General features: G+C 53.2%; 20 protein-coding genes. 10 read left to right on the top strand and 10 right to left on the bottom strand.

Going from position 1 to position 19,964, the window contains the following annotated elements; genetic code table 11:
- Positions 1 to 337: 337 nt before the first annotated feature.
- Positions 338 to 1,873 (top strand): SpoVR family protein, encoded by a 1,536-nt coding sequence (locus VH86_RS05445; protein ID WP_034828757.1) that lies wholly within the window; start codon positions 338 to 340, stop codon positions 1,871 to 1,873.
- 36 nt (positions 1,874 to 1,909) lie between these two features.
- On the opposite strand, the gene fadR is transcribed toward VH86_RS05445, so the two are convergent.
- Entirely contained in the window at positions 1,910 to 2,629 is a 720-nt protein-coding gene (gene fadR / locus VH86_RS05450; protein WP_045832179.1) for a fatty acid metabolism transcriptional regulator FadR, read from the bottom strand.
- Between the two features lie 316 nt (positions 2,630 to 2,945).
- On the opposite strand from fadR, the gene dsbB reads away from it, so the two are divergent.
- Positions 2,946 to 3,479, top strand: coding sequence for a disulfide bond formation protein DsbB (gene dsbB, locus VH86_RS05455; RefSeq protein ID WP_034828752.1), 534 nt, complete (start codon positions 2,946 to 2,948; stop codon positions 3,477 to 3,479).
- Between the two features lie 39 nt (positions 3,480 to 3,518).
- On the opposite strand, the gene VH86_RS05460 is transcribed toward dsbB, so the two are convergent.
- The 3 genes from VH86_RS05460 to VH86_RS05470 all read right to left on the bottom strand — a co-directional run bounded on the left by VH86_RS05460 (position 3,519) and on the right by VH86_RS05470 (position 5,233).
- Positions 3,519 to 3,965: a YcgN family cysteine cluster protein gene (locus VH86_RS05460; RefSeq protein ID WP_038646609.1), complete on the bottom strand. Its 447-nt coding sequence runs from the start codon at positions 3,963 to 3,965 to the stop codon at positions 3,519 to 3,521.
- 65 nt (positions 3,966 to 4,030) lie between these two features.
- Positions 4,031 to 4,690 (bottom strand): fumarylacetoacetate hydrolase family protein, encoded by a 660-nt coding sequence (locus VH86_RS05465; RefSeq protein ID WP_038646607.1) that lies wholly within the window; start codon positions 4,688 to 4,690, stop codon positions 4,031 to 4,033.
- Between the two features lie 267 nt (positions 4,691 to 4,957).
- Positions 4,958 to 5,233, bottom strand: a complete 276-nt coding sequence (locus tag VH86_RS05470; protein ID WP_045816076.1) for a YcgL domain-containing protein — start codon at positions 5,231 to 5,233, stop codon at positions 4,958 to 4,960.
- Positions 5,234 to 5,386: 153 nt separating this feature from the next.
- Here VH86_RS05470 and minC point away from each other — a divergent pair, with 153 nt between their 5' ends.
- The 3 genes from minC to minE are packed head-to-tail and all read left to right on the top strand — an operon-like array spanning position 5,387 to position 7,222.
- Positions 5,387 to 6,097, top strand: coding sequence for a septum site-determining protein MinC (gene minC, locus VH86_RS05475; RefSeq protein WP_038646603.1), 711 nt, complete (start codon positions 5,387 to 5,389; stop codon positions 6,095 to 6,097).
- A 33-nt stretch (positions 6,098 to 6,130) separates the two neighbouring features.
- Positions 6,131 to 6,943, top strand: coding sequence for a septum site-determining protein MinD (gene minD / locus VH86_RS05480; protein ID WP_034828743.1), 813 nt, complete (start codon positions 6,131 to 6,133; stop codon positions 6,941 to 6,943).
- 3 nt (positions 6,944 to 6,946) lie between these two features.
- The gene (gene minE / locus VH86_RS05485) at positions 6,947 to 7,222 is read left to right on the top strand and encodes a cell division topological specificity factor MinE (RefSeq protein WP_034828741.1); all 276 of its coding nucleotides are present in this window, start codon (positions 6,947 to 6,949) and stop codon (positions 7,220 to 7,222) included.
- 54 nt (positions 7,223 to 7,276) lie between these two features.
- Here minE and rnd read toward each other — a convergent pair whose 3' ends face one another.
- From rnd to VH86_RS05510, 5 genes are all read right to left on the bottom strand, one after another.
- Positions 7,277 to 8,398, bottom strand: coding sequence for a ribonuclease D (gene rnd, locus VH86_RS05490; RefSeq protein WP_038650065.1), 1,122 nt, complete (start codon positions 8,396 to 8,398; stop codon positions 7,277 to 7,279).
- Positions 8,399 to 8,496: 98 nt separating this feature from the next.
- A complete protein-coding gene (gene fadD, locus VH86_RS05495) occupies positions 8,497 to 10,173 on the bottom strand; it encodes a long-chain-fatty-acid--CoA ligase FadD (protein WP_156150564.1) in 1,677 nt (558 codons plus the stop codon).
- 207 nt (positions 10,174 to 10,380) lie between these two features.
- Positions 10,381 to 10,977 carry a Slp family lipoprotein gene (locus VH86_RS05500; RefSeq protein ID WP_038646597.1) on the bottom strand — a complete coding sequence of 199 codons (597 nt, stop codon included), beginning with the start codon at positions 10,975 to 10,977 and terminating at the stop codon, positions 10,381 to 10,383.
- A 59-nt stretch (positions 10,978 to 11,036) separates the two neighbouring features.
- Positions 11,037 to 11,735 carry a tRNA (adenosine(37)-N6)-threonylcarbamoyltransferase complex dimerization subunit type 1 TsaB gene (gene tsaB / locus VH86_RS05505; RefSeq protein WP_045832181.1) on the bottom strand — a complete coding sequence of 233 codons (699 nt, stop codon included), beginning with the start codon at positions 11,733 to 11,735 and terminating at the stop codon, positions 11,037 to 11,039.
- 52 nt (positions 11,736 to 11,787) lie between these two features.
- Complete coding sequence (locus tag VH86_RS05510) at positions 11,788 to 13,698, bottom strand: ATP-dependent DNA helicase (protein ID WP_045832182.1); 1,911 nt, start codon at positions 13,696 to 13,698, stop codon at positions 11,788 to 11,790.
- 123 nt (positions 13,699 to 13,821) lie between these two features.
- On the opposite strand from VH86_RS05510, the gene VH86_RS05515 reads away from it, so the two are divergent.
- Positions 13,822 to 14,166, top strand: a complete 345-nt coding sequence (locus tag VH86_RS05515; protein ID WP_045816070.1) for a RidA family protein — start codon at positions 13,822 to 13,824, stop codon at positions 14,164 to 14,166.
- 12 nt (positions 14,167 to 14,178) lie between these two features.
- Here VH86_RS05515 and VH86_RS05520 read toward each other — a convergent pair whose 3' ends face one another.
- Positions 14,179 to 14,364, bottom strand: coding sequence for a YoaH family protein (locus VH86_RS05520; RefSeq protein WP_034828730.1), 186 nt, complete (start codon positions 14,362 to 14,364; stop codon positions 14,179 to 14,181).
- A gap of 110 nt (positions 14,365 to 14,474) precedes the next feature.
- Between VH86_RS05520 and pabB the strand changes: the two genes are divergently transcribed.
- The 4 genes from pabB (at position 14,475) to VH86_RS05540 (ending at position 19,741) form a co-directional block, all read left to right on the top strand.
- A complete protein-coding gene (gene pabB, locus VH86_RS05525; RefSeq protein WP_045832187.1) occupies positions 14,475 to 15,833 on the top strand; it encodes an aminodeoxychorismate synthase component 1 in 1,359 nt (452 codons plus the stop codon).
- Positions 15,834 to 16,403, top strand: a complete 570-nt coding sequence (locus tag VH86_RS05530; RefSeq protein WP_038646589.1) for a CoA pyrophosphatase — start codon at positions 15,834 to 15,836, stop codon at positions 16,401 to 16,403.
- Between the two features lie 191 nt (positions 16,404 to 16,594).
- Positions 16,595 to 17,959 (top strand): L-serine ammonia-lyase, encoded by a 1,365-nt coding sequence (locus VH86_RS05535; protein ID WP_038646587.1) that lies wholly within the window; start codon positions 16,595 to 16,597, stop codon positions 17,957 to 17,959.
- Between the two features lie 219 nt (positions 17,960 to 18,178).
- Entirely contained in the window at positions 18,179 to 19,741 is a 1,563-nt protein-coding gene (locus VH86_RS05540) for an EAL domain-containing protein (RefSeq protein WP_045832183.1), read from the top strand.
- The last annotated feature ends 223 nt before the right edge of the window (positions 19,742 to 19,964 follow it).

Below are 19,964 nucleotides of genomic sequence, written 5' to 3' on the forward strand. Positions count from 1 at the left end.
CATAAAACCATTAATCAGCAATTTATTATGCGCAAGGGAGTGCTTTTCTCTTTTTTCAGGAGAAAGCGCCGCAGTCATATAATGCGCTTATAAACAGAGTTTTATTCTGCAAGTTAGCTAAAAACCAACAGTTGTCATCAGTAATGACTTAAGCGACGATTTTTGAATGATTTTCTGCCAAAAGAATTCGATTGAGTTCCGGTTTCGGATAAGCGACAGTGGACTATCATTGAAGTGTTCGCTCAGTTTTATTGGGCCGTCTTTCTCAGGATGAAGCCTTAAACGATCGTGACAGGTGACACTCCGTTGCCTGCCGCTTGCAAAACAGAGGTGCGCTATGACGACAATCTTTGACGAGCCAACCCGGAGCAGTAAACGACTCAGTGATGGACCCGACTGGACCTTTGAACTGCTTGATGTTTATCTGGCAGAAATTGACCGTGTAGCGAAAAGCTACGGGCTTGATACCTATCCGCATCAAATCGAAGTCATCACCTCCGAACAAATGATGGATGCCTACTCCAGCGTGGGTATGCCGATTAACTATGCCCACTGGTCGTTCGGTAAAAAATTTATTGAAACCGAACAACGCTATAAACATGGTCAGCAGGGCTTAGCGTACGAGATCGTCATCAACTCCAATCCTTGTATTGCTTATTTAATGGAAGAGAACACCATGACCATGCAGGCGCTGGTGATGGCGCACGCGTGCTATGGGCACAACTCTTTCTTCAAAAATAACTATTTATTCCGCAGCTGGACCGATGCCAGCTCCATCGTCGATTACCTGTTATTCGCACGTAACTACATCACTGATTGCGAAGAGCGATATGGCGTGGAAGAAGTGGAGCGGCTGCTCGACTCCTGCCATGCTCTGATGAACTACGGCGTTGATCGCTACAAGCGTCCGCAAAAAATTTCGCTGCAGGAAGAGAAAGCGCGACAAAAAAGTCGTGAAGAGTATCTGCAGAGCCAGGTAAACACCTTATGGCGCACCCTGCCGCGTAAAGAGAAGGAGTCCGTACACGTGGAAGCGGCGCGCTATCCTTCGGAACCGCAGGAAAACTTGCTCTACTTTATGGAAAAAAACGCCCCGCTGCTGGAGTCCTGGCAACGTGAAGTGCTGCGCATCGTGCGTAAAGTTAGCCAGTATTTTTACCCGCAGAAACAGACGCAGGTGATGAACGAAGGATGGGCGACGTTCTGGCATTACACCATCCTCAACCATCTATACGACGAAGGGAAAGTGTCGGAACGCTTTATGATGGAGTTCCTGCACAGCCACACCAATGTGGTGTATCAGCCGCCGTATAACAGCCAGTGGTATAACGGCATAAACCCTTACGCTTTGGGCTTCGCCATGTTCCAGGATATCAAGCGTATCTGCCAGTCACCGACGGAAGAAGATCGCTACTGGTTCCCGGATATTGCGGGTTCCGACTGGCTGAAAACGCTGCACTTTGCTATGCGCGAGTTTAAAGATGAGAGTTTCATCAGCCAATTCCTGTCACCCAAAGTGATGCGAGACTTCCGCCTGTTTACGGTAATGGATGACGATCGCAATAACTTCCTGGAAATTGCCGCGATCCACGATGAGGCAGGCTATCGCGCCATCCGCCAGCAACTGTCAGCACAGTACAACCTGAGCAATCTGGAGCCTAACATCCAGGTCTATAATGTGGATCTGCGCGGCGACCGTTCGCTGACCTTACGCTACGTGCCACAGCAACGCGCGCCGTTGGATAAAAGCCGCCGCGAAGTGCTGAAGCATGTGCATCGGTTGTGGGGTTTCGATGTGATTCTGGAACAACAGAACGAAGATGGCAGCGTTGAGCTGCTGGACCGTTCGCCTTCACGTGGCCCGGCACTGTAAGCATAAAAAACCGGACTGTTAAAGTCCGGTTTTCTTTTAGCGCTTGCTGGCTAAATCTTCGGGCATGCTTTTTTGCATGCTATGCCAGATCTCTCCACTGCGACGACCATACTCACGTACTGTATCGACAATCTGGTCCTGCGTGGGATTCACACTGCACAAATCCGCCAGTTGACGATAGAAGCTACGAGCCTGCTGACGCGCCTCAGGATTAGAGAAGTAGTGGCGCCCCACGCGGGTATACAGCCCTTTCAAACCGTTCAGGATCAAACCATAAATCGGGTTACCGGAGGCAAAGGCCAAACCACGGAACACGCGATAATCCAGTTCGGTGTAGGCTTCTGCTTTATCCTCTTCGCTCAGTGCAGTTTCCAGCACCTCGCGCGCTTTGTCCGGATGATGGCGCAGTGCGCGGCTAATAAAAATCGACGCGATATTGGTACGCACCGACAGCAGATTATCAATCAACTGCGGTACGCTATCGTGATCGAGGCGGGCAAGCGTTTCGAGAATGTTAAGACCGGAGGTTTCCCAGAAATCATTCACGCGCGTAGGTTTACCATGCTGAATGGTTAACCAGCCATCGCGTGCCAGACGCTGTAAAACTTCACGCAGCGTAGTGCGCGTGACGCCAATCAGTTCAGAAAGCTCACGTTCAGCAGGCAGAATAGACCCCGGCGGAAAGCGACTGTTCCAGATGCTTTCAATAATATACTCTTCAGCAAATCCTGCGGGGCTTTGCGCCTTAATCACCATAGCATTTATTTCTCATTGCTTTCTTTGTCGTAATGGCACTCATCATACCAGAGCGGCTATAGCGGAAATAGACTGACAATCGATTAAAAGCGCGCGCTGGCGCAAAATTCATCGGTGTTTTTAACCGGTCAGACGGCAACGCACTCGTTTGCGTGGTATGGACCTTCTGTCACCTCCGCTTGATCAGTAAATGCGCTTTTTATGGTCTGGATCAGGCTTAAGTCATTTTTGTACATGATTTTTTCCCCTTACCTGGCTGGCACGGTTACGCTTTTGGTTTACACTGCGAAGCATTAATGGTTACAGGATAAGCAATATGTTGCGATATTTGAATCAATGCTCACGAGGACGCGGGGCATGGTTATTGCTGGCTCTGACAGCACTGGCTTTTGAACTGACTGCACTCTTCTTTCAACACGTCATGGGACTGAAACCCTGCGTGATGTGTATCTACGAACGTTGTGCGCTGTTTGGCGTCATGGGTGCAGGAATCGTTGGCGCGTTCGCCCCGAAGTCCCTGCCACTGCGCTGGGCCGCTATCCTGATTTGGCTGTACAGCGCTTATAAGGGCTTAATGCTTTCGATTGAACATACGAATATTCAGCTGCACCCGAATCCGTTTGTCACTTGTGACTTTGCCGCGCGCTTCCCGACCTGGCTGCCGTTGGATAAATGGCTGCCATCGGTATTTGTAGCCAGCGGTGATTGTGCTGAACGCAGCTGGACATTCCTGACATGGAGTATGCCGCAGTGGATGATCGTCATCTTTGCCGCGTATCTGCTGGTTGGGGCACTGGTACTGATTGCCCAGCCGTTTAAGCCAAAACGCCGCGATCTGTTTAGCCGCTAATCAAAACAAAACAGGCAGCTCTCGCTGCCTGTTATCACGTCAACCGTTACGATCGGGCCGATCGATAATGTGATCTTCCCAGTCGCGCACTTCACTCTCCCGCACCGCGATATACCGCACCGAGATACGCTGCGCATGCATCGCTTTTTTCGAACCGGCCACCAATGGATGCCAGGCTGGCAATGTGCCGCCTTCGCCTAACAGACGATAGGCGCAGGTGCGCGGCAACCAGTTAAAGGTGGTGAGGTTTTCACGCGTCAGCTTGATACAGTCCTCTTCAAATTCAAACCGGCGCTCGTAGTTACGGCACTGGCAGGTTTTGATATTCAGCTGATTGCAGGCCACATTGGTGAAATAGATTTCGTCGGTGTCCGCATCCTGCAACTTATTCAGGCAGCACTGGCCGCAGCCGTCGCACAGTGATTCCCACTCTGCATCGTCCATTTGGTCAAGGCGTTTTGTCTGCCAGAAAGGTTGTTCAGTCATGATCGCGGTCCGGGTTGTGCAATAAGACCGCACCTTATAAAGGGTTAGGTGCGGTGATGCAAGTTTTACAGTACGCGGGTGGTAATTCCGTGACCGGCCAGCGAGATTTCGAGTTTATCGCCAGATCGCATTGGCCCGACACCTTCCGGGGTGCCCGTCAGGATCACATCGCCAGCGCGCAGCGTAAAGTACTGACTCATATAGGCAATCAGCGGCAGGATTTTGTGAATCATATCCGCCGTGCTGCCATGCTGGCGCACTTCACCATTCACCACCAGTTTCAGTTCGGTGTCTTGCGGGTCGCCGCTGAATTCAGAAACCGGAATAAAACCTGACAGCGGGCAGGAGTTATCAAACCCTTTGGATTTTTCCCACGGCTGTCCGGCTTTTTTTAAGCCCGCCTGCACATCGCGCAGCGTCAGATCCAGTGCCACGCCATATCCGGCAATGGCCTTCACCACATGCTCTTCACTGGCTTGCTTCAGTGTTGATCCAATCAACACTGCCAGTTCCACTTCGTGATGCACTTCGCCGAAGTTAGCGGGAATTGAGAGCGGCTGACGCAGATCGCACACCGCCGTTTCCGGTTTGATAAACACCACCGGTTCTGTCGGCGTGGCGCTGCCCATTTCCTTGATGTGCTTCGCATAGTTGCTGCCTACGCAAACCACTTTGCTGACGGGATAATCCAACAAAGCGCCCTGCCAGTTACGATGCTGATACATGCTGTTCCCCTGCATTAGTTGTGTTTGATGCCAGTCTGACTGGCGGATAGGTCAGGTTCAGCGCCGGAACGCGGCAATCTGAGGAAGATTATATTAGCGGTTTTATAGCGGCAGACGTGGCGGAAATTGTCAAAAGTCGTTAATCATGCTCAACAAACAGGATCACCGCCGGAGATTATTGCCCGCAATATTGCTTTAAAGCGGGCGAATAATTAATGCAAATAATACTGAGGATATTTACAGGGCATATTTACAGATGAATCCGAATTAAACTTTTTTACTCTGATCAAGATGAATGTTGAGCAGACTTTCAATCGGCGGTGGGATCTGTAAATAATAGCCTTGATCGCTCAAACCTTGCTTAACTTTATTGATATCTGCATTAGCCAGTTTGTCGCGTTTGTCCAGTGACAGCACCATTGCTAGCTGGGGTTTACCAAAGCCACGCAACAGTTCTTCAGGAACGCGCGAAAAATCGTCTTTTTTTTCAACATAAAGATAAGTTTGTTCACGTTGCGGGCTTCTGTAGATCACACAAAACATATTTTTTACTCGAATTAACCTGTGGCGTCACTTGCCTGAATATAGCAGTAACTATAACATGCTTGCAGAACTTCGAATATTGACCGTTTGATGTTAATGACGATTTTATCGACGTACATCTTAGGGTCGTAAAACAGGACTGAGTCAGGACAGATGTCGCAAACGCCAATCGAATTCAAGGGAAGCAGTTTTACCCTGTCAGTGGTTCATCTGCACCATTCACAACCCGAGGTGATTCGTCAGGCGCTGCAGGACAAAATCGACCAGGCACCTGCGTTTTTGCAGAATGCGCCGGTGGTGCTCAATGTGTCAGCGCTGAACGGTGACATCAACTGGAAGCAGATGCAGCAGGCGGTCATCGCCACTGGTTTACGGATTGTTGGTGTCAGCGGTTGTAAAGATGAAGCCCTGAAAAAGATGATTGCCCGAGCAGGCTTGCCGGTGTTGTCAGAAGGCAAAGAGAATCGCAAGCGTGCAGAAGCGCCAGTGGCAGAAGATGCGCCGCCGATCGTGGCACCGGTGGCTGAAACCGCCAGTAAAACCCGCATCATCAATACGCCAGTGCGCTCAGGCCAACAAATTTACGCACGAAATGCCGACCTTATCGTCACCAACAGCGTCAGCGCCGGTGCCGAACTGGTGGCAGACGGCAATATTCATATTTACGGCATGATGCGTGGTCGTGCGCTGGCGGGTGCCAGTGGCGAACGTGACAGCCAGATTTTTTGTACCAACCTCGCAGCCGAGTTGGTCTCTATTGCCGGGGAATATTGGATCATGGATCAGATACCGGCGGAATTCTTTGGTAAAGCCGCGCGCCTGTGCCTTAAAGAGGGCGCGCTCACCATTCAGACACTTTATTAGGCCCCTTTTCTTTCGTTAAGGAAATCAACATTTATGGCACGCATCATTGTAGTTACATCGGGTAAAGGGGGCGTTGGCAAGACCACGTCAAGCGCGGCCATCGCAACCGGTTTAGCGCAGAAAGGCAAGAAAACTGTCGTGATCGATTTTGATATCGGTCTGCGTAACCTCGACCTGATCATGGGCTGTGAACGCCGTGTGGTTTATGACTTCGTCAACGTCATCCAGGGCGATGCAACACTGAACCAGGCACTGATTCGTGACAAGCGCACGGAGCAACTCTATATTCTGCCTGCTTCACAAACGCGTGATAAAGATGCGCTGACCCGCGAAGGCGTGGAAAAAGTATTAAACGACCTGGCCGCGATGGAGTTCGACTTCATCGTATGTGATTCCCCTGCGGGTATCGAAACCGGTGCGTTGATGGCACTGTACTTTGCGGATGAAGCGATTATCACCACCAACCCGGAAGTCTCTTCCGTGCGTGACTCCGACCGCATCCTCGGCATTATCTCTTCTAAATCGCGTCGTGCTGAAAACAGCCAGGACCCGGTGAAAGAACATCTGCTACTGACACGTTATAACCCAGGCCGCGTGACGCGTGGCGACATGCTGAGCATGGAAGACGTGCTGGAGATTCTGCGTATACCACTGGTGGGTGTGATCCCGGAAGATCAGTCGGTACTTCGTGCTTCTAACCAGGGTGAGCCGGTCATTCTCGACGCTAACTCTGACGCCGGTAAAGCTTACGCTGATACCGTAGATCGCCTGCTTGGCGAAGAACGCCCCTTCCGCTTTATTGAAGAAGAGAAGAAGGGTTTCCTGAAACGCCTGTTCGGGGGATAACCAATGGCATTATTAGATTTCTTTTTATCCCGTAAGAAGAACACAGCCAACATAGCCAAGGAAAGGCTGCAAATTATCGTAGCCGAGCGCAGAAGGGGCGACAGTGAGCCCCATTATCTGCCGCAACTGAAGCGCGATATTTTGGAAGTGATCTGTAAGTACGTGAAAATTGACCCGGATATGGTGACCGTTCAGCTGGATCAGAAAGGGGACGATATCTCCATCCTGGAACTCAACGTCACACTGCCGGAGACGGAGACGGAAGACGTTCCTAAATGATTGTAGCGGGTTCCTGATTTTCCCCTGCGTTGTGCGCAGGGGAAAACATTCCGCTTATAGCGCCTGCAGGATCTCGTCGATTCGTTTTTGCAGCAATTCACCACGCCAGCCAGTCAGTAATTCTGGTGTACGGCATCCGCTTTTCAAGCCCCAGTAAACGCTTAACACCTGATTGATTTGGCGACGTGAAGCCAATAGCTCCTGACTGAAACCCGTCTCTTCGCTTACCTGTAACACCAGCGCTTTGATGGCTTTAAATGCCTGTTTGTAATGTGGATGGTCAATCAGATTAGGCAACGGTTGTGGCAAGGTCGCTTCATCCTGAGCCTGAGCTTCCGCCACCAGCGCCACCATCGCTTTCCCGTGGAAGCGGATTTCATGACCGTTCAGGCCCAGATGATCGAGTTCCCCCAGGCTACCCGGCATAAAGCGCGCCACTTTCCACAGATTCTCTTCACGTACCACAAAATTCACGGCCATGTCTTTCTGGCGGGCGATGTTCAAGCGCCATGCCGCCAGGCGTTGCAGCGCTGCCAACTGGCGCGGACGCAACTGCCATGCGTTGGTGATGTCGCGCCATGCATCCTCTGGCTGCAAAACGTCAAGACGACGCTGGCAAAGATTATCGCATTCGCTCAGCGCTGCAGCCATGTTGCCTGCGGCTTGCGTCTGCTCAACTAACTGATGGGCAATCGGCAGAAGATACGCGACATCTGCTGCGGCATAGTCGCATTGACGCTCAGTGAGCGGGCGCGCCAGCCAGTCAGTACGGGATTCGCTCTTATCCAGTTCGATTTGGTTAAAGTGATTAACCATCGAAGCGAAGCCCCATGACAGGGGCTGCCCAGCGAAGGCCGCCAGGATTTGAGTATCGATCATCGGATCGGGCAGGCATTTAAAACGATGCAAGAAAACTTCAAGATCTTCGCCACCGGCGTGCAGGAATTTTGTCACCTGCTTGTCTTGCAGCAGTGCGATGAACGGCGTCCAGTCACTGATGTTAAGCGGATCGATCAGAACCAGTTGTTCACCATCGAACAGCTGGATCAGACCCAACTGCGGATAGTAAGTGCGCGTGCGCACGAATTCAGTATCCAGCGCAACGGCATCATGCTGGCGCGCTTGTTCGCACACGGCAGCCAGCTGGCTGTTTTGGTCGATCAAAGTGTAATTCACGTATTCATTCTCGCTGCGGCACACTTCGCGCAGCGCTCCATGTTAAAAGCAATAAAAACGCCGGACTGAGCCGGCGTTAACCTGGAGAGAAAGGCAGCTTACTGCCCTTCTCGCTTCGCCTCGTCACGCAATTCGCGGCGCAAAATTTTGCCCACGTTGGTCTTCGGCAGCTCATCTCTAAACTCGATAATCTTCGGCACTTTGTAGCCGGTGAGCTGACGGCGGCAATGATCCAGCACTTCTTCTTTCGTCAGTGACGGATCCTTTTTAACGATGCACACTTTCACCGCTTCGCCGGAAAGGTCGCTGGGCACACCGATTGCGGCGGCTTCGCGCACTTTCGGATGCTGCATCAGCACATCTTCGATTTCGTTAGGATACACGTTAAAGCCTGACACCAGAATCATGTCTTTCTTCCGATCGACGATGCGAATAAAACCTTCGCCATCAACGGTAACAACATCACCGGTGTGCAGCCAGCCATTTTTCAACACTTCTTCGGTGGCATCCGGTCGCTGCCAGTAACCCACCATCACCTGTGGACCACGAATACAGAGTTCGCCCGGTTCGCCTGGCGCCACATCGTTATCTTCGTCATCGACGATACGCACATCCGTGGAGGGTACAGGAAGGCCGATGCTGCCGGTGTGGCAAGTGATGTCATACGGATTGACCGATACCAGCGGTGAACACTCGGTCAAACCATAACCTTCGAGCAGATAATGCCCGGTGAGTTTTTCCCAGCGCTCAGCCACGGCCTTTTGCACGGCCATGCCGCCGCCAGCAGAGAGACGCAGTGTAGAGAAATCGAGCTTATTAAAGTTTTCGTCGTTTAGCAGCGCGTTAAACAGCGTATTGACGCCGGTAATGGCGGTGAACGGGAATTTGCTCAGCTCTTTGACAAAACCGGGGATATCACGCGGATTGGTGATCAGCAGGTTGGTACCGCCGAGATCGAGAAACAGCAGGCCGTTTACCGTTAACGCAAAAATATGGTAGAGCGGCAGAGCCGTGACCACCTGCTCTTTGCCTGCACGCAGCAGTTTGCCATAGGTGGCTTTGGTCTGCTCCAGGTTAGCCTGCATGTTGCCGTGAGTCAGCATCGCGCCCTTGGCGACGCCGGTGGTGCCGCCGGTGTATTGCAGGAATGCCAGGTCGCTGTTCGTCAGTGTCGGACGCTGGTAAGTCATCTGCGCACCCTGCTGCAATGCGCTGCGGAAGGGCACCGCACCTGGCAGATGGTATTTCGGCACCAGCTTCTTAACATACTTAACCACGAAATTAACCAGCGTGGCTTTGATCGGGGCAAGTTGGTCACCCATGCGCGTCAGCATCACGTGCTTGATCGGCGTTTCCGCGACGACTTTTTCCAGCGTGTGGGCAAAGTTGGACACAATGACAATCGCACTGGCACCGCTGTCATTCAGCTGATGTTTGAGCTCACGCGGCGTGTACAGCGGGTTAACGTTGACCACCACCATACCCGCACGCAATACGCCAAACAGCGCTACCGGATACTGCAGCAAGTTTGGCATCATCAGCGCCACGCGGTCACCCTGCTTCAGGCCCAACCCCTGTTGCAGCCAGGCCGCAAAGTCACGACTTTGCTTATCCAGCTGACGATAGGTCATCGGCTGACCCATATTAATAAACGCCGTTTGATCGGCGTACTGCAATGCTGCGTGCTCGAAAAGTTCGACCAAAGAGGTATAACGGTCCGCATTAATCTCCGCAGGAACATCTGCCGGATAGCGTTTAAGCCAAACCTTATTCAAAGAATCACCCCGATATTCTTGTTGCGTAGCCATCGCCGCCTCTGCAATCAGTGTTGTTAACAATATTTTAACTGATTGTACCAGTTTGCCTGTTTCGGCATTTTCAGGTTGCGAAGCGCATCACTAAATTTCGCGCATCGGTTGCGCGCCCAATAAAAAAGCCCGGTCGCGAGCACCGCGACCGGGCCGTTAAATAATGATGATGGATTACTCGGTCAGGATAGTTTCCACCTGCGCGGGACCGGTATTCATGTTCATCCCCCAATAAGGATTTGGCCCCCAATAACCCGGATGACGACGCGTTGGCCCATACCAGATCCAGGGATCGATAGGCTGCGGTGGCGTCATCACCTGCTGAGTCAGGTGCCAGCGCTGATAGCCGCGCACATCCACCACCACGAAGTTGTAGCTGGCTTTCCCAATCTCACCTTTTTCGGTGCCTTTAATGTTGCCCAACACCGTAATGTATTGATTGTTCAGATCCACCGGATCGACGAACCCGCGAATATCGGCAAAAATGCGTCCTACGGATGCAGAACCTAAACGTGGCCGCGCACTGTCATCCAGCGGTTGGGTGGCAATTTCCAGGCGTGTGAGACCGGTCAGATTCGTGACCTTCACCACTTTACCGCCAAAACGTGACTCCTGGCCGACATACAGCTGCGGCGCATTCATCACGCGTAATAAATCTTGCTGTGGAAGTTGAGAACTCCCTTTAATGGAATCTGGTACCGAAACGCAGCCGCTGAGCAGCAGCGCGCAAGCTAACAAAGCGCCAGACATCCCTTTACGACTTATTGGCATAGCACTTCTCCTGTAATTTCTCAGTTAGACTGGGCGCTTACGGAATAGTTGCGTCACACTTATCGGCCCGGCAACTTTTTCCATGCCACTTCGTTACGCAGGTACACTGGCTCAGCATTTTCCACTGCGACAACTTCATCGCGCTGCCAGGCACTCAGTGCCAGCGGCAGCATATCCTCAGCTGCCGGCAGCGTCACCTCCGTGGTCACTAAGGTTGCGCCGGTCGAGCTTAACAGATGCGGATAAGCTGCCCAGCCGGTGCCCACCGTTGCCCATTCGCCGCTTAACTGGGCGATGCGCGCCTGTGCATCTTCGGGTTTCAGTACGGCTTCCGAGTCCGCACCTTGCCATTCACCGTTAGCATCACGCTGATATTCGGCCCAGTAAACTTCGCCCATGCGCGCGTCGATGGCGGCCAGCACGCGTTCAGCGCCGATTAAGCGCCATGCGCCCTGAGCCATGGTTGCGAGAGAAGATACGCCGATCATCGGCAAGTTCGCCCCCAGCGCCAGCCCTTGCGCGATACCAATGCCAATGCGCACGCCAGTAAAACTGCCTGGCCCACGGCCAAACGCCAGCGCATCGAGTGCCGTCAGCGCCAGCTGCTCCGCCTGCAATAGTTCCTGTACCAGCGGTAAGATGCGTTGGGTGTGATCGCGCGGGGCGATTTCAAAGCGGGCATCGATCTGCTGCTGATTGAGCAGCGCGGCAGAACAGGCTTCTGTCGCCGTGTCCAGAGCTAAAATTCGGGCGGACATAACAACCTCTGAAAGTCAAAATGGCGCGCATCTTAACACAGCCTGGCACAAATTAGTGCTTCTCTGGCTGGCGGACGAAGGCGATGGCGCGCAGCAAATCGCGGGTGCGCGGCGTGGGTGGCAGACTATTGAGGAACAACCCGCCGTACGGACGCGACACCAGACGCTGATCGCAAATCACCAGCACACCCCGGTCTTCCGTGTCGCGGATTAAACGGCCGACACCCTGCTTCAGGGTGATCACGGCATCCGGCAGTTGCACATCATTAAAGGGATCGCCCCCGCGCAGCCGGCAGTCTTCCATGCGCGCTTTGAGCAGCGGATCTTCCGGCGAAGTAAACGGCAGCTTATCGATAATCACCAGCGACAGTGCATCCCCGCGCACATCGACCCCTTCCCAGAAACTGCTGGTCGCCACCAGTAAGGAGTTACCGGCTTCAAGGAACTGCTTCAGCAACTGGCCTTTGCTGGTTTCTCCCTGCAACAACACGGGTAAGGTCATCGAGGCACGAAATTCGGCGGCCAGTTCGCGCATCATCTTGTGGGAAGTACAGAGGAAGAAGCAGCGTCCTTTATTGGCATCGATCAGCGGTTTCATCATCCGTGCCAGCTGACGGGCACCGCCGGGTTGATTCGGCTCCGGCATATTGCGTGGCACACACAACAGCGCCTGCTGCGTGTAATCGAAGGGACTGTCGAGAATCATGGTGGTGGCTTTATCCACCCCTAAACGACTGGAAAAATGACTCATTTGCTCATTCACCGCAAGGGTCGCGGAGGTGAATACCCAGGCGGCTTTACGGTTGTCCATCACTTCACGAAAACGTTCTGCTACCGAGAGCGGCGTTAACGCCAGTGTAAAGTGGCGGCTGGTGCACTCATACCAGTAGCTGAAGCCCGGCTCATCAATGGCGCGCAGGCGTTTCAGACGGGTGCGATACAGTGCCGCGCGCTCGAATGCCGCATCCAGTAACGCCGAACGTCCCAGCGACAATTTGATGACGTCGTAGCAAAGTTCCAGCGCATCATCCAGCAAGGTCAGCATACGCATGATGTTGTTGTCGCTCAGCAGGTCACGCAGATTGCCGCGAAAACCCGGCTCGCCCAGTGTTAAGCGGAAATCCTGCGCGCACTGTGCCAGACGGTCGGCTGATTTCTGCAACTGCTGCACGTCGCGCACTTCAGTGCGATAGGCAATAATGATGTCTTTGGCGAGATCCTGCAGTTGGCGGCTCGACAGTTGCTGACCAAAGTATTGACTGGCGATATCGGGTAACTGATGCGCTTCATCGAAGATCATCACATCCGCTTCTGGGATCAGTTCGCCAAAACCGCCCTCTTTGACCACCAGATCGGCAAGGAACAAATGATGGTTCACCACCACCACATCGGCATCCATGGCTTTCTTACGCGCTTTTACCACAAAGCAATCTTTGTAGAGGGGGCAGTCGCTGCCCAGGCAATTATCGTTGGTGCTGGTGACATACGGCCAGATCGGGCTGTCTTCGGCGACGCCGGAACAGTTGCTGACGTCACCATCCGAAGTTTGATTTGACCAGCTGCGCACGTTAATCAAATCCCCGAGCGCCTGTACTGTCAGATCGCCACCCGTTTGATTTTGCTGCTCCAGACGTTCGAGGCATAAATAGTTGGAACGTCCCTTCAGCAGAGCGGTTTTACCGCTGAACTTCAGGGCACGAGCGATGGTGGGCAAATCGCGGTTATACAGCTGATCCTGCAAAGCTTTGGAGCCGGTTGAGATAATGACCTTTTTTTTCGCACGCAGTGCGGGCGCCAGATAGGCGTAAGTTTTACCGGTCCCGGTGCCGGCTTCGACCACCAGCTCACCGCCTTTCTTCACCGCTTCCATGACCGCTTGCGCCATTTCACGCTGCGCGGCACGCGGTTTGAAACCTGGAATAGCCTGCGCCAGCGCGCCATCAGCTGCAAAATCGTCTGCCACACATCCTCACCGATTGGTCAAAAACACTGTAATTATGTCAGGATTCCCCTGAGGCGACCACAACAGATGACAGCGCCCTACTGGATATGGCAGGCTAGCGCAGCGAAATTACAGGAGAACACCATGACTATTACGCGTATTGATCCCGCACCCCGCATGTCAGAAGCTGTTGTACATAACCAGACCGTCTATTACACCAGCGTGCCCGAAAATCTGGATGCCGATGCCGAAGCGCAAACCGCCAACGCGCTGGCGGTGATTGACGCGATTCTTACTCGTGTCGGATCAGACAAAAGTAAGATCCTTGATGCCACAATTTTCCTGGTCGATAAAGCCGATTTCCCTGCCATGAATCGTGCATGGGATGCGTGGGTTTCACCTGACAACGCACCGGTACGTTGCACCGTGCAAGCCGACTTGATGAATCCAAAATACAAAGTGGAAATCAAAATCATCGCTGCGCTGTAACCCTTTCGGGCGTTATTCGTCTTCTTCGTCGTCTTCGAACATCGCCCGAATCGATTCACCCTGATAGCTCTGACGGATCTCGTGCGCCACCTGCGCAATCGCCTGACCACTCGCCATGCCACCTGCCATCAATTCCTGGATACGTTCCACAGCTTGCTGCTGCTGTTCATGAGATAAAGCCGGAAGACCTGTAAACATTATTTGCTCCTGGTGCAAAAGGGAACGCATTATTCCACGCGGAACAAACAGGTGCCAGCAACAAAAAAATGTGCCAGGCTACGCGCCTGCTTGTTGGATTAATTAGCCCGATGATCGTAAAAACCCTTAACCTGAAGTATACGCCGGATGCGCTGTTGCACCGTTTTTCTGCGCTTGCTCATCGTCCCTGGGCAATGTTGCTCACCTCTGGCCATGCCGACCATGCCGATAATCGTTTTGACATTTTAACGGCGGATCCCCGTGCCACGCTCACCACGCGCGGTGAGATGACGGAAATCGACTGTGATGGCAAGGTGATACTCTCCGCCGACGATCCACTGCACCTGGTACAGCAACAGTGCGAGATGCTGGGCGCTACTCCCCTGTTTGATGCTGATCTGCCTTTCCAGGGCGGCGCGCTGGGTTTGTTTGGCTACGATCTGGGACGCCGCTTTGAAACCTTACCGCAGCGCGCGGAGCAGGATTTGGCGACGCCGGATATGGCAGTCGGCATCTACGATTGGGCTTTGATCGCGGATCATCATCAGCAAAAACTCACCCTGATTTCACTCACCGATGCCGGGCAACGCTGGCAGTGGCTGCAGGCGCAGGCGATTCCGCAGCCTAAAGGGTTTTCACTGACCAGCGACTGGCAGTCAAACCTCAGTTTTGACGAGTACGCCGCGCGTTTTGCCCAGGTTCAGCACTACATTCAAGCCGGTGATTGTTATCAGGTAAACCTGGCTCAACGCTTTCAGGCTCGCTATCACGGCGACGAGTGGCTGGCCTTTTTACGACTCAACCGCGACAACCGTGCGCCCTTCAGTGCGTTTATCCGCTTGCCTAAGAGCGTCATTCTTAGCCTGTCGCCGGAACGTTTTCTCTCGCTACAGCAGCAGGAGATTGAGACCCGCCCGATCAAAGGCACTTTGCCACGCTTAGCCGATCCAGAAGCCGATCGCGCACAGGCAGAGAAACTGGCCCATGCGGAAAAAGATCGCGCCGAGAACCTGATGATTGTCGATTTGCTGCGCAATGACATTGGCCGCGTGGCTGAACCCGGCAGCGTCAGCGTCCCTGAGTTGTTTGTGGTGGAACCGTTCCCGGCGGTGCATCATCTGGTGAGCACCGTGCGTGCGCGACTACCTCAACATCTCAGCGCAACCGATCTCCTGCGCGCCTGTTTCCCCGGCGGCTCCATTACCGGTGCGCCAAAAATTCGCGCTATGGAGATTATTGAGGAACTGGAACCGCAGCGCCGCAACGCCTGGTGCGGCAGCATCGGTTACATCAGCCTGTGTGGTCGCATGGATACCAGCATAACCATCCGCACGTTAATCGCTGAAAATCAGCATCTTTATTGTGCGGCAGGCGGTGGCCTGGTGGCGGATAGCGATGTGGAGCTGGAATATCAGGAGACCTTCCACAAGGTCAATCGCATCTTGCCCAGTCTAAGCGGCGAGGTTTAAATGAGCCTGACGCTTGACCAGTTCCTGAACCGCTTTGTCATGCAACCCCCTGTAAGTGCGCCCAAAAGCGTTATCAGCGGGCGGCGGGCGGCGGTGCTGGTGCCCGTAATAGACGGGGTTGAACCCGGGTTACTGTTGACGCGTCGCTCATCACATTTACGCAAGCATGCCGGTCAGGTAGCGTTCCCGGGCGGGATGCAGGATGCAACGGATAATTCGCTCATTCATACCGCACTGCGTGAAGCTGAAGAAGAAGTCGGCATTCAACCCGCTATGGTCAACGTTGTGGGGGTGTTACCGCCGGTCACCAGCAGCACCGGTTTTGCCGTCACGCCGGTGGTCGGCATCATTCCCGCTGGCCTGTCCCTTGATATTAATCCTGACGAAGTGGAAAGCACCTTTGCGATGCCACTGGCAGAAGCCCTGCGTCTCAGCCGCTACAGTGGACTCACCTTGCGCCGAGGTCATCGTCAGCATCAGGTGTGGTTGTCGTGGTATGAGGATTATTTTATCTGGGGCATGACCGCCGGTATTATTCGCGCACTCAGTCAGCAAATCGCCCTTCCCTGAGTTCCACACTGCGTGTTACTTCCGCCATAAACTCGATCCACTTCACAACAGCTGAATGGGATAACTATTTCTGTGGATTATAATTAGTTTATTTCATGCGAAAAGCTGCTCGCTCAGTCACGCGGGCGATTACTATTAGCCGCATAAACGGCCTCAGCCGTGCAGAATAAGATTTGTGAGGAGTGTCACCGGTGATTAGTGTTTTTGACATGTTCAAAGTGGGCATTGGCCCATCCAGTTCACATACCGTAGGTCCGATGAAAGCGGGCAAGCAGTTTGTTGATCTGCTGGCCGAACAGGGCAAGCTGCAGGACGTGACGCGTATTGCCGTCGACGTTTATGGCTCGCTGTCGCTCACAGGCAAAGGTCACCATACCGATATCGCCATCATTATGGGGCTGGCTGGGTTTGAGCCTGCCACGGTAGATATCGACAGCATTCCCGCCTTTATTAAAGATGTAGAACAGCGCGAGCGCCTGCTGCTGGCCAAGGGTGCGCGTGAAGTCGATTTCCCACGCGAAGGCGGCATGGTGTTCCGCAGTGAAAATCTGTCGTTGCATGAAAACGGCATGACGGTTTTCGCCTTTGCCGGCGATCTGTTGATCCTGACCAAGACTTACTACTCCATCGGCGGCGGTTTTATCGTTGATGAAGAGCATTTCGGCCAATCCGTGTTGGATGAGGTATCGGTGCCGTATGCGTTCAACTCTGCCAAAGAGTTGTTGAGCCACTGCCATGAAAGCGGTTTGTCACTTTCCGGTTTGGTGATGAAGAATGAACTGGCGTTGCACAGTCGTGAAGACATTTATGCCTATTTCGGCAACGTGTGGCAAACCATGCAGGCCTGTATCGATCGCGGCTTAAATACGGAAGGCGTATTGCCTGGCCCACTGCGGGTGCCGCGCCGTGCAGCCTCGTTGCGTCGTTTGCTGGTGTCCTCCTCCAAACACTCCAACGATCCGATGAACGTGATTGATTGGATTAACATGTTTGCCCTGGCGGTGAATGAAGAAAATGCCGCCGGTGGACGTGTGGTGACCGCGCCAACCAACGGCGCGTGCGGTATCGTGCCTGCAGTGCTGGCCTACTACGATCACTTTATTGAGACTGTGACGCCAGATATCTTCATCCGTTACTTCCTGGCTTCAGGTGCCATTGGCGTGCTGTATAAAATGAACGCCTCGATTTCCGGTGCCGAAGTGGGCTGCCAGGGCGAAGTCGGTGTGGCTTGTTCGATGGCTGCCGCTGGCCTGGCGGAATTGCTTGGCGCCAGCCCGGAGCAGGTGTGTGTCGCCGCTGAAATCGGCATGGAACATAATCTGGGATTGACCTGTGATCCGGTGGCAGGCCAGGTGCAGGTGCCGTGCATCGAACGTAATGCCATCGCCTCAGTCAAAGCCATCAATGCCGCGCGCATGGCGTTGCGCCGTACCAGTGAGCCGCGAGTTTCGCTGGATAAGGTGATCGAAACCATGTACGAAACCGGTAAAGATATGAATGCCAAATACCGTGAAACCTCTCGCGGTGGTCTGGCGATCAAAGTGCAATGTGATTAACGAGACATGCTGAAAAAGTAATCAATTGAATTATTTTCTGCATCTCACGCTACCTCCTGGTGAGTAAACCAGATACATTAATTTGCGCGCGGCCCTTAGTGGCCGCGCTGTTTTTTAGTGCCGCTTTTTTTCTCTGCGCTGCGCTAAACCTGGCCGCCTCCATGCCGATAACCTACACGTTAATTTGGCTTCAATTTTTGTTTTGCAAGGTGGTTACTGATGCTCATTCCCCAGCAATTTGTTGGTCAATTTCGCCGTAAGCGTTTGCTTATTGCGTTGGTGATCGCGGCGCTGGTTCTGATTCTCACGCTGACTTTTCGTTATATCGAAGAGAAATCGCGTATTGAGCAGCAGTCACTGAATTTTGCCAGCCGCGCCATTGAGCGCTTTGACCGTATGTTCTCCCCGCTGGATGTGTCCGCCAACAACACGCTTGGGCTGGTTGGCGTACCTTGCGCACAAGTTCGCTATCCGTTGATCGAAAAGATTTCTTCATTGCAGACCGTGCGCACCATTCTGCTGGTGCAGGACGACAGTATTTACTGCTCCAGCATTTACGGTCCGCGCAATATTTCTTTTAGTCAGACCTATCCGGAACTGTCAATTAACAATCAGCGCATGATGCTGACCACAGATAACTACCTGCTGAAAGGTTCACCGGTATTGCTGCTGTGGACGCCCAAATCGCTGGATAATCGCGATGGGCTGCTACAGGTTATCAATGTGGAATTGATGACGAATTATTTGCTGGAGCCGCAGTTACCCTGGGTCGAACGGGCCATTTTTAATGTCGGCGGACAGAGTCTGGAATATGGTAATCCGCTGATTGAAGAGACAGAGCCATCGGAAGATGAAGTGGCTTTCGATCAGGCTTCACTGCGTTACCCCTACAGCATTACCTTGTATGGCCCTTCTCCGGCACGTCTGGCGTTGCATACGCTGCCTTCCCAATTGCCGCTCGCGGTGTTGCTGAGCTTGCTGATGGGTTATATCGTTTGGTTAGCCACCGCGAACCGCATGAGCCTCAGTTGGCAAATCAGTTATGGCATTACCGCGAATGAATTTATGGTGTACTGTCAGCCGCTGATTAATGCCAAAAGTGGTGAGTGCGATGGCATGGAGTTACTGCTGCGATGGCATAATGCGCGTCAGGGCTGGATTGCGCCGGATGTGTTTATCCCGCTAGCTGAGCGTCAGAACCTGATAGCACCACTGACGCGCTTTGTGTTAGCCAAAGTGGTTAATGAGTTGCCCAACCTGCCGCAGTGTTCCTCTTTCCATATTGCGATTAACGTTGCCGCCAGCCATTTCCGCGATCGTGCGATTGTCGAGGATCTGCAAAGCATCTGGTGGCCCGCTAACCCGCTGCCAAAGCTGGTGGTCGAGTTGACTGAACGTGATGCCTTGCCGGTGATCGATCAATCTGTGGTCTCGCAGTTGCATGAGATCGGCGTACGTCTGGCGATCGACGATTTCGGCACTGGTCACAGTTCCCTCGCCTACCTGAAAGACCTGAAGCCAGACGTGCTGAAAATTGACAAGATTTTCACTGCGGCCATCGGCACCGATGCGATTAACGCCACGGTGACAGATATGGTGATTTCGCTGGCGCAGCGTTTGAACATTGCGTTAGTGGCTGAGGGCGTGGAAACCGCTGAGCAGGCACACTATCTGCGTGAGCGCGGCGTGGATCATTTACAGGGCTATTATTACGCCCGTCCAATGCCAATCGAAGATTTCCCTGTGTGGCTGGAGCAGCATCAGGCGCATCTTAGGGCCTGATGTTGGGTTGGATTGCTGTGTCTGACGTTGGGTTGGACTGCTGTGTCTGATGTTGGGCTGGATTGCTGTGTCTGATGTGAGTTCGATTGCTGCGTCTGAGGGTGCGTTCGATGGCTGTACCTGAGGGTGCGTTCGATGACTGTGTCTGAGGGTGCTTTCGATGGCTGTACCTGAGGGTGCGTTCGATGGCTGTGTCTTAGGGCGCGTTCGATGGCTGTGTCTG

The organism is Pantoea sp. BL1 (assembly GCF_000963985.1).
Taxonomy (GTDB): domain Bacteria; phylum Pseudomonadota; class Gammaproteobacteria; order Enterobacterales; family Enterobacteriaceae; genus Pantoea; species Pantoea rwandensis_B.

Excerpts from the sequence above, each read along its gene's own strand:
- VH86_RS05540 (WP_045832183.1), top strand. The coding sequence starts at position 18,179 with ATGCTCATTCCCCAGCAATTTGTTGGTCAATTTCGCCGTAAGCGTTTG.
- VH86_RS05520 (WP_034828730.1), bottom strand. The coding sequence starts at position 14,364 with ATGTTTACAGGTCTTCCGGCTTTATCTCATGAACAGCAGCAGCAAGCT.
- minE (WP_034828741.1), top strand. The coding sequence starts at position 6,947 with ATGGCATTATTAGATTTCTTTTTATCCCGTAAGAAGAACACAGCCAAC.
- dsbB (WP_034828752.1), top strand. The coding sequence starts at position 2,946 with ATGTTGCGATATTTGAATCAATGCTCACGAGGACGCGGGGCATGGTTA.
- VH86_RS05445 (WP_034828757.1), top strand. The coding sequence starts at position 338 with ATGACGACAATCTTTGACGAGCCAACCCGGAGCAGTAAACGACTCAGT.
- tsaB (WP_045832181.1), bottom strand. The coding sequence starts at position 11,735 with ATGTCCGCCCGAATTTTAGCTCTGGACACGGCGACAGAAGCCTGTTCT.
- minC (WP_038646603.1), top strand. The coding sequence starts at position 5,387 with ATGTCGCAAACGCCAATCGAATTCAAGGGAAGCAGTTTTACCCTGTCA.
- VH86_RS05470 (WP_045816076.1), bottom strand. The coding sequence starts at position 5,233 with ATGTTTTGTGTGATCTACAGAAGCCCGCAACGTGAACAAACTTATCTT.
- minD (WP_034828743.1), top strand. The coding sequence starts at position 6,131 with ATGGCACGCATCATTGTAGTTACATCGGGTAAAGGGGGCGTTGGCAAG.
- VH86_RS05515 (WP_045816070.1), top strand. The coding sequence starts at position 13,822 with ATGACTATTACGCGTATTGATCCCGCACCCCGCATGTCAGAAGCTGTT.
- VH86_RS05500 (WP_038646597.1), bottom strand. The coding sequence starts at position 10,977 with ATGCCAATAAGTCGTAAAGGGATGTCTGGCGCTTTGTTAGCTTGCGCG.
- VH86_RS05465 (WP_038646607.1), bottom strand. The coding sequence starts at position 4,690 with ATGTATCAGCATCGTAACTGGCAGGGCGCTTTGTTGGATTATCCCGTC.
- fadR (WP_045832179.1), bottom strand. The coding sequence starts at position 2,629 with ATGGTGATTAAGGCGCAAAGCCCCGCAGGATTTGCTGAAGAGTATATT.
- pabB (WP_045832187.1), top strand. The coding sequence starts at position 14,475 with ATGATCGTAAAAACCCTTAACCTGAAGTATACGCCGGATGCGCTGTTG.
- VH86_RS05530 (WP_038646589.1), top strand. The coding sequence starts at position 15,834 with ATGAGCCTGACGCTTGACCAGTTCCTGAACCGCTTTGTCATGCAACCC.
- VH86_RS05460 (WP_038646609.1), bottom strand. The coding sequence starts at position 3,965 with ATGACTGAACAACCTTTCTGGCAGACAAAACGCCTTGACCAAATGGAC.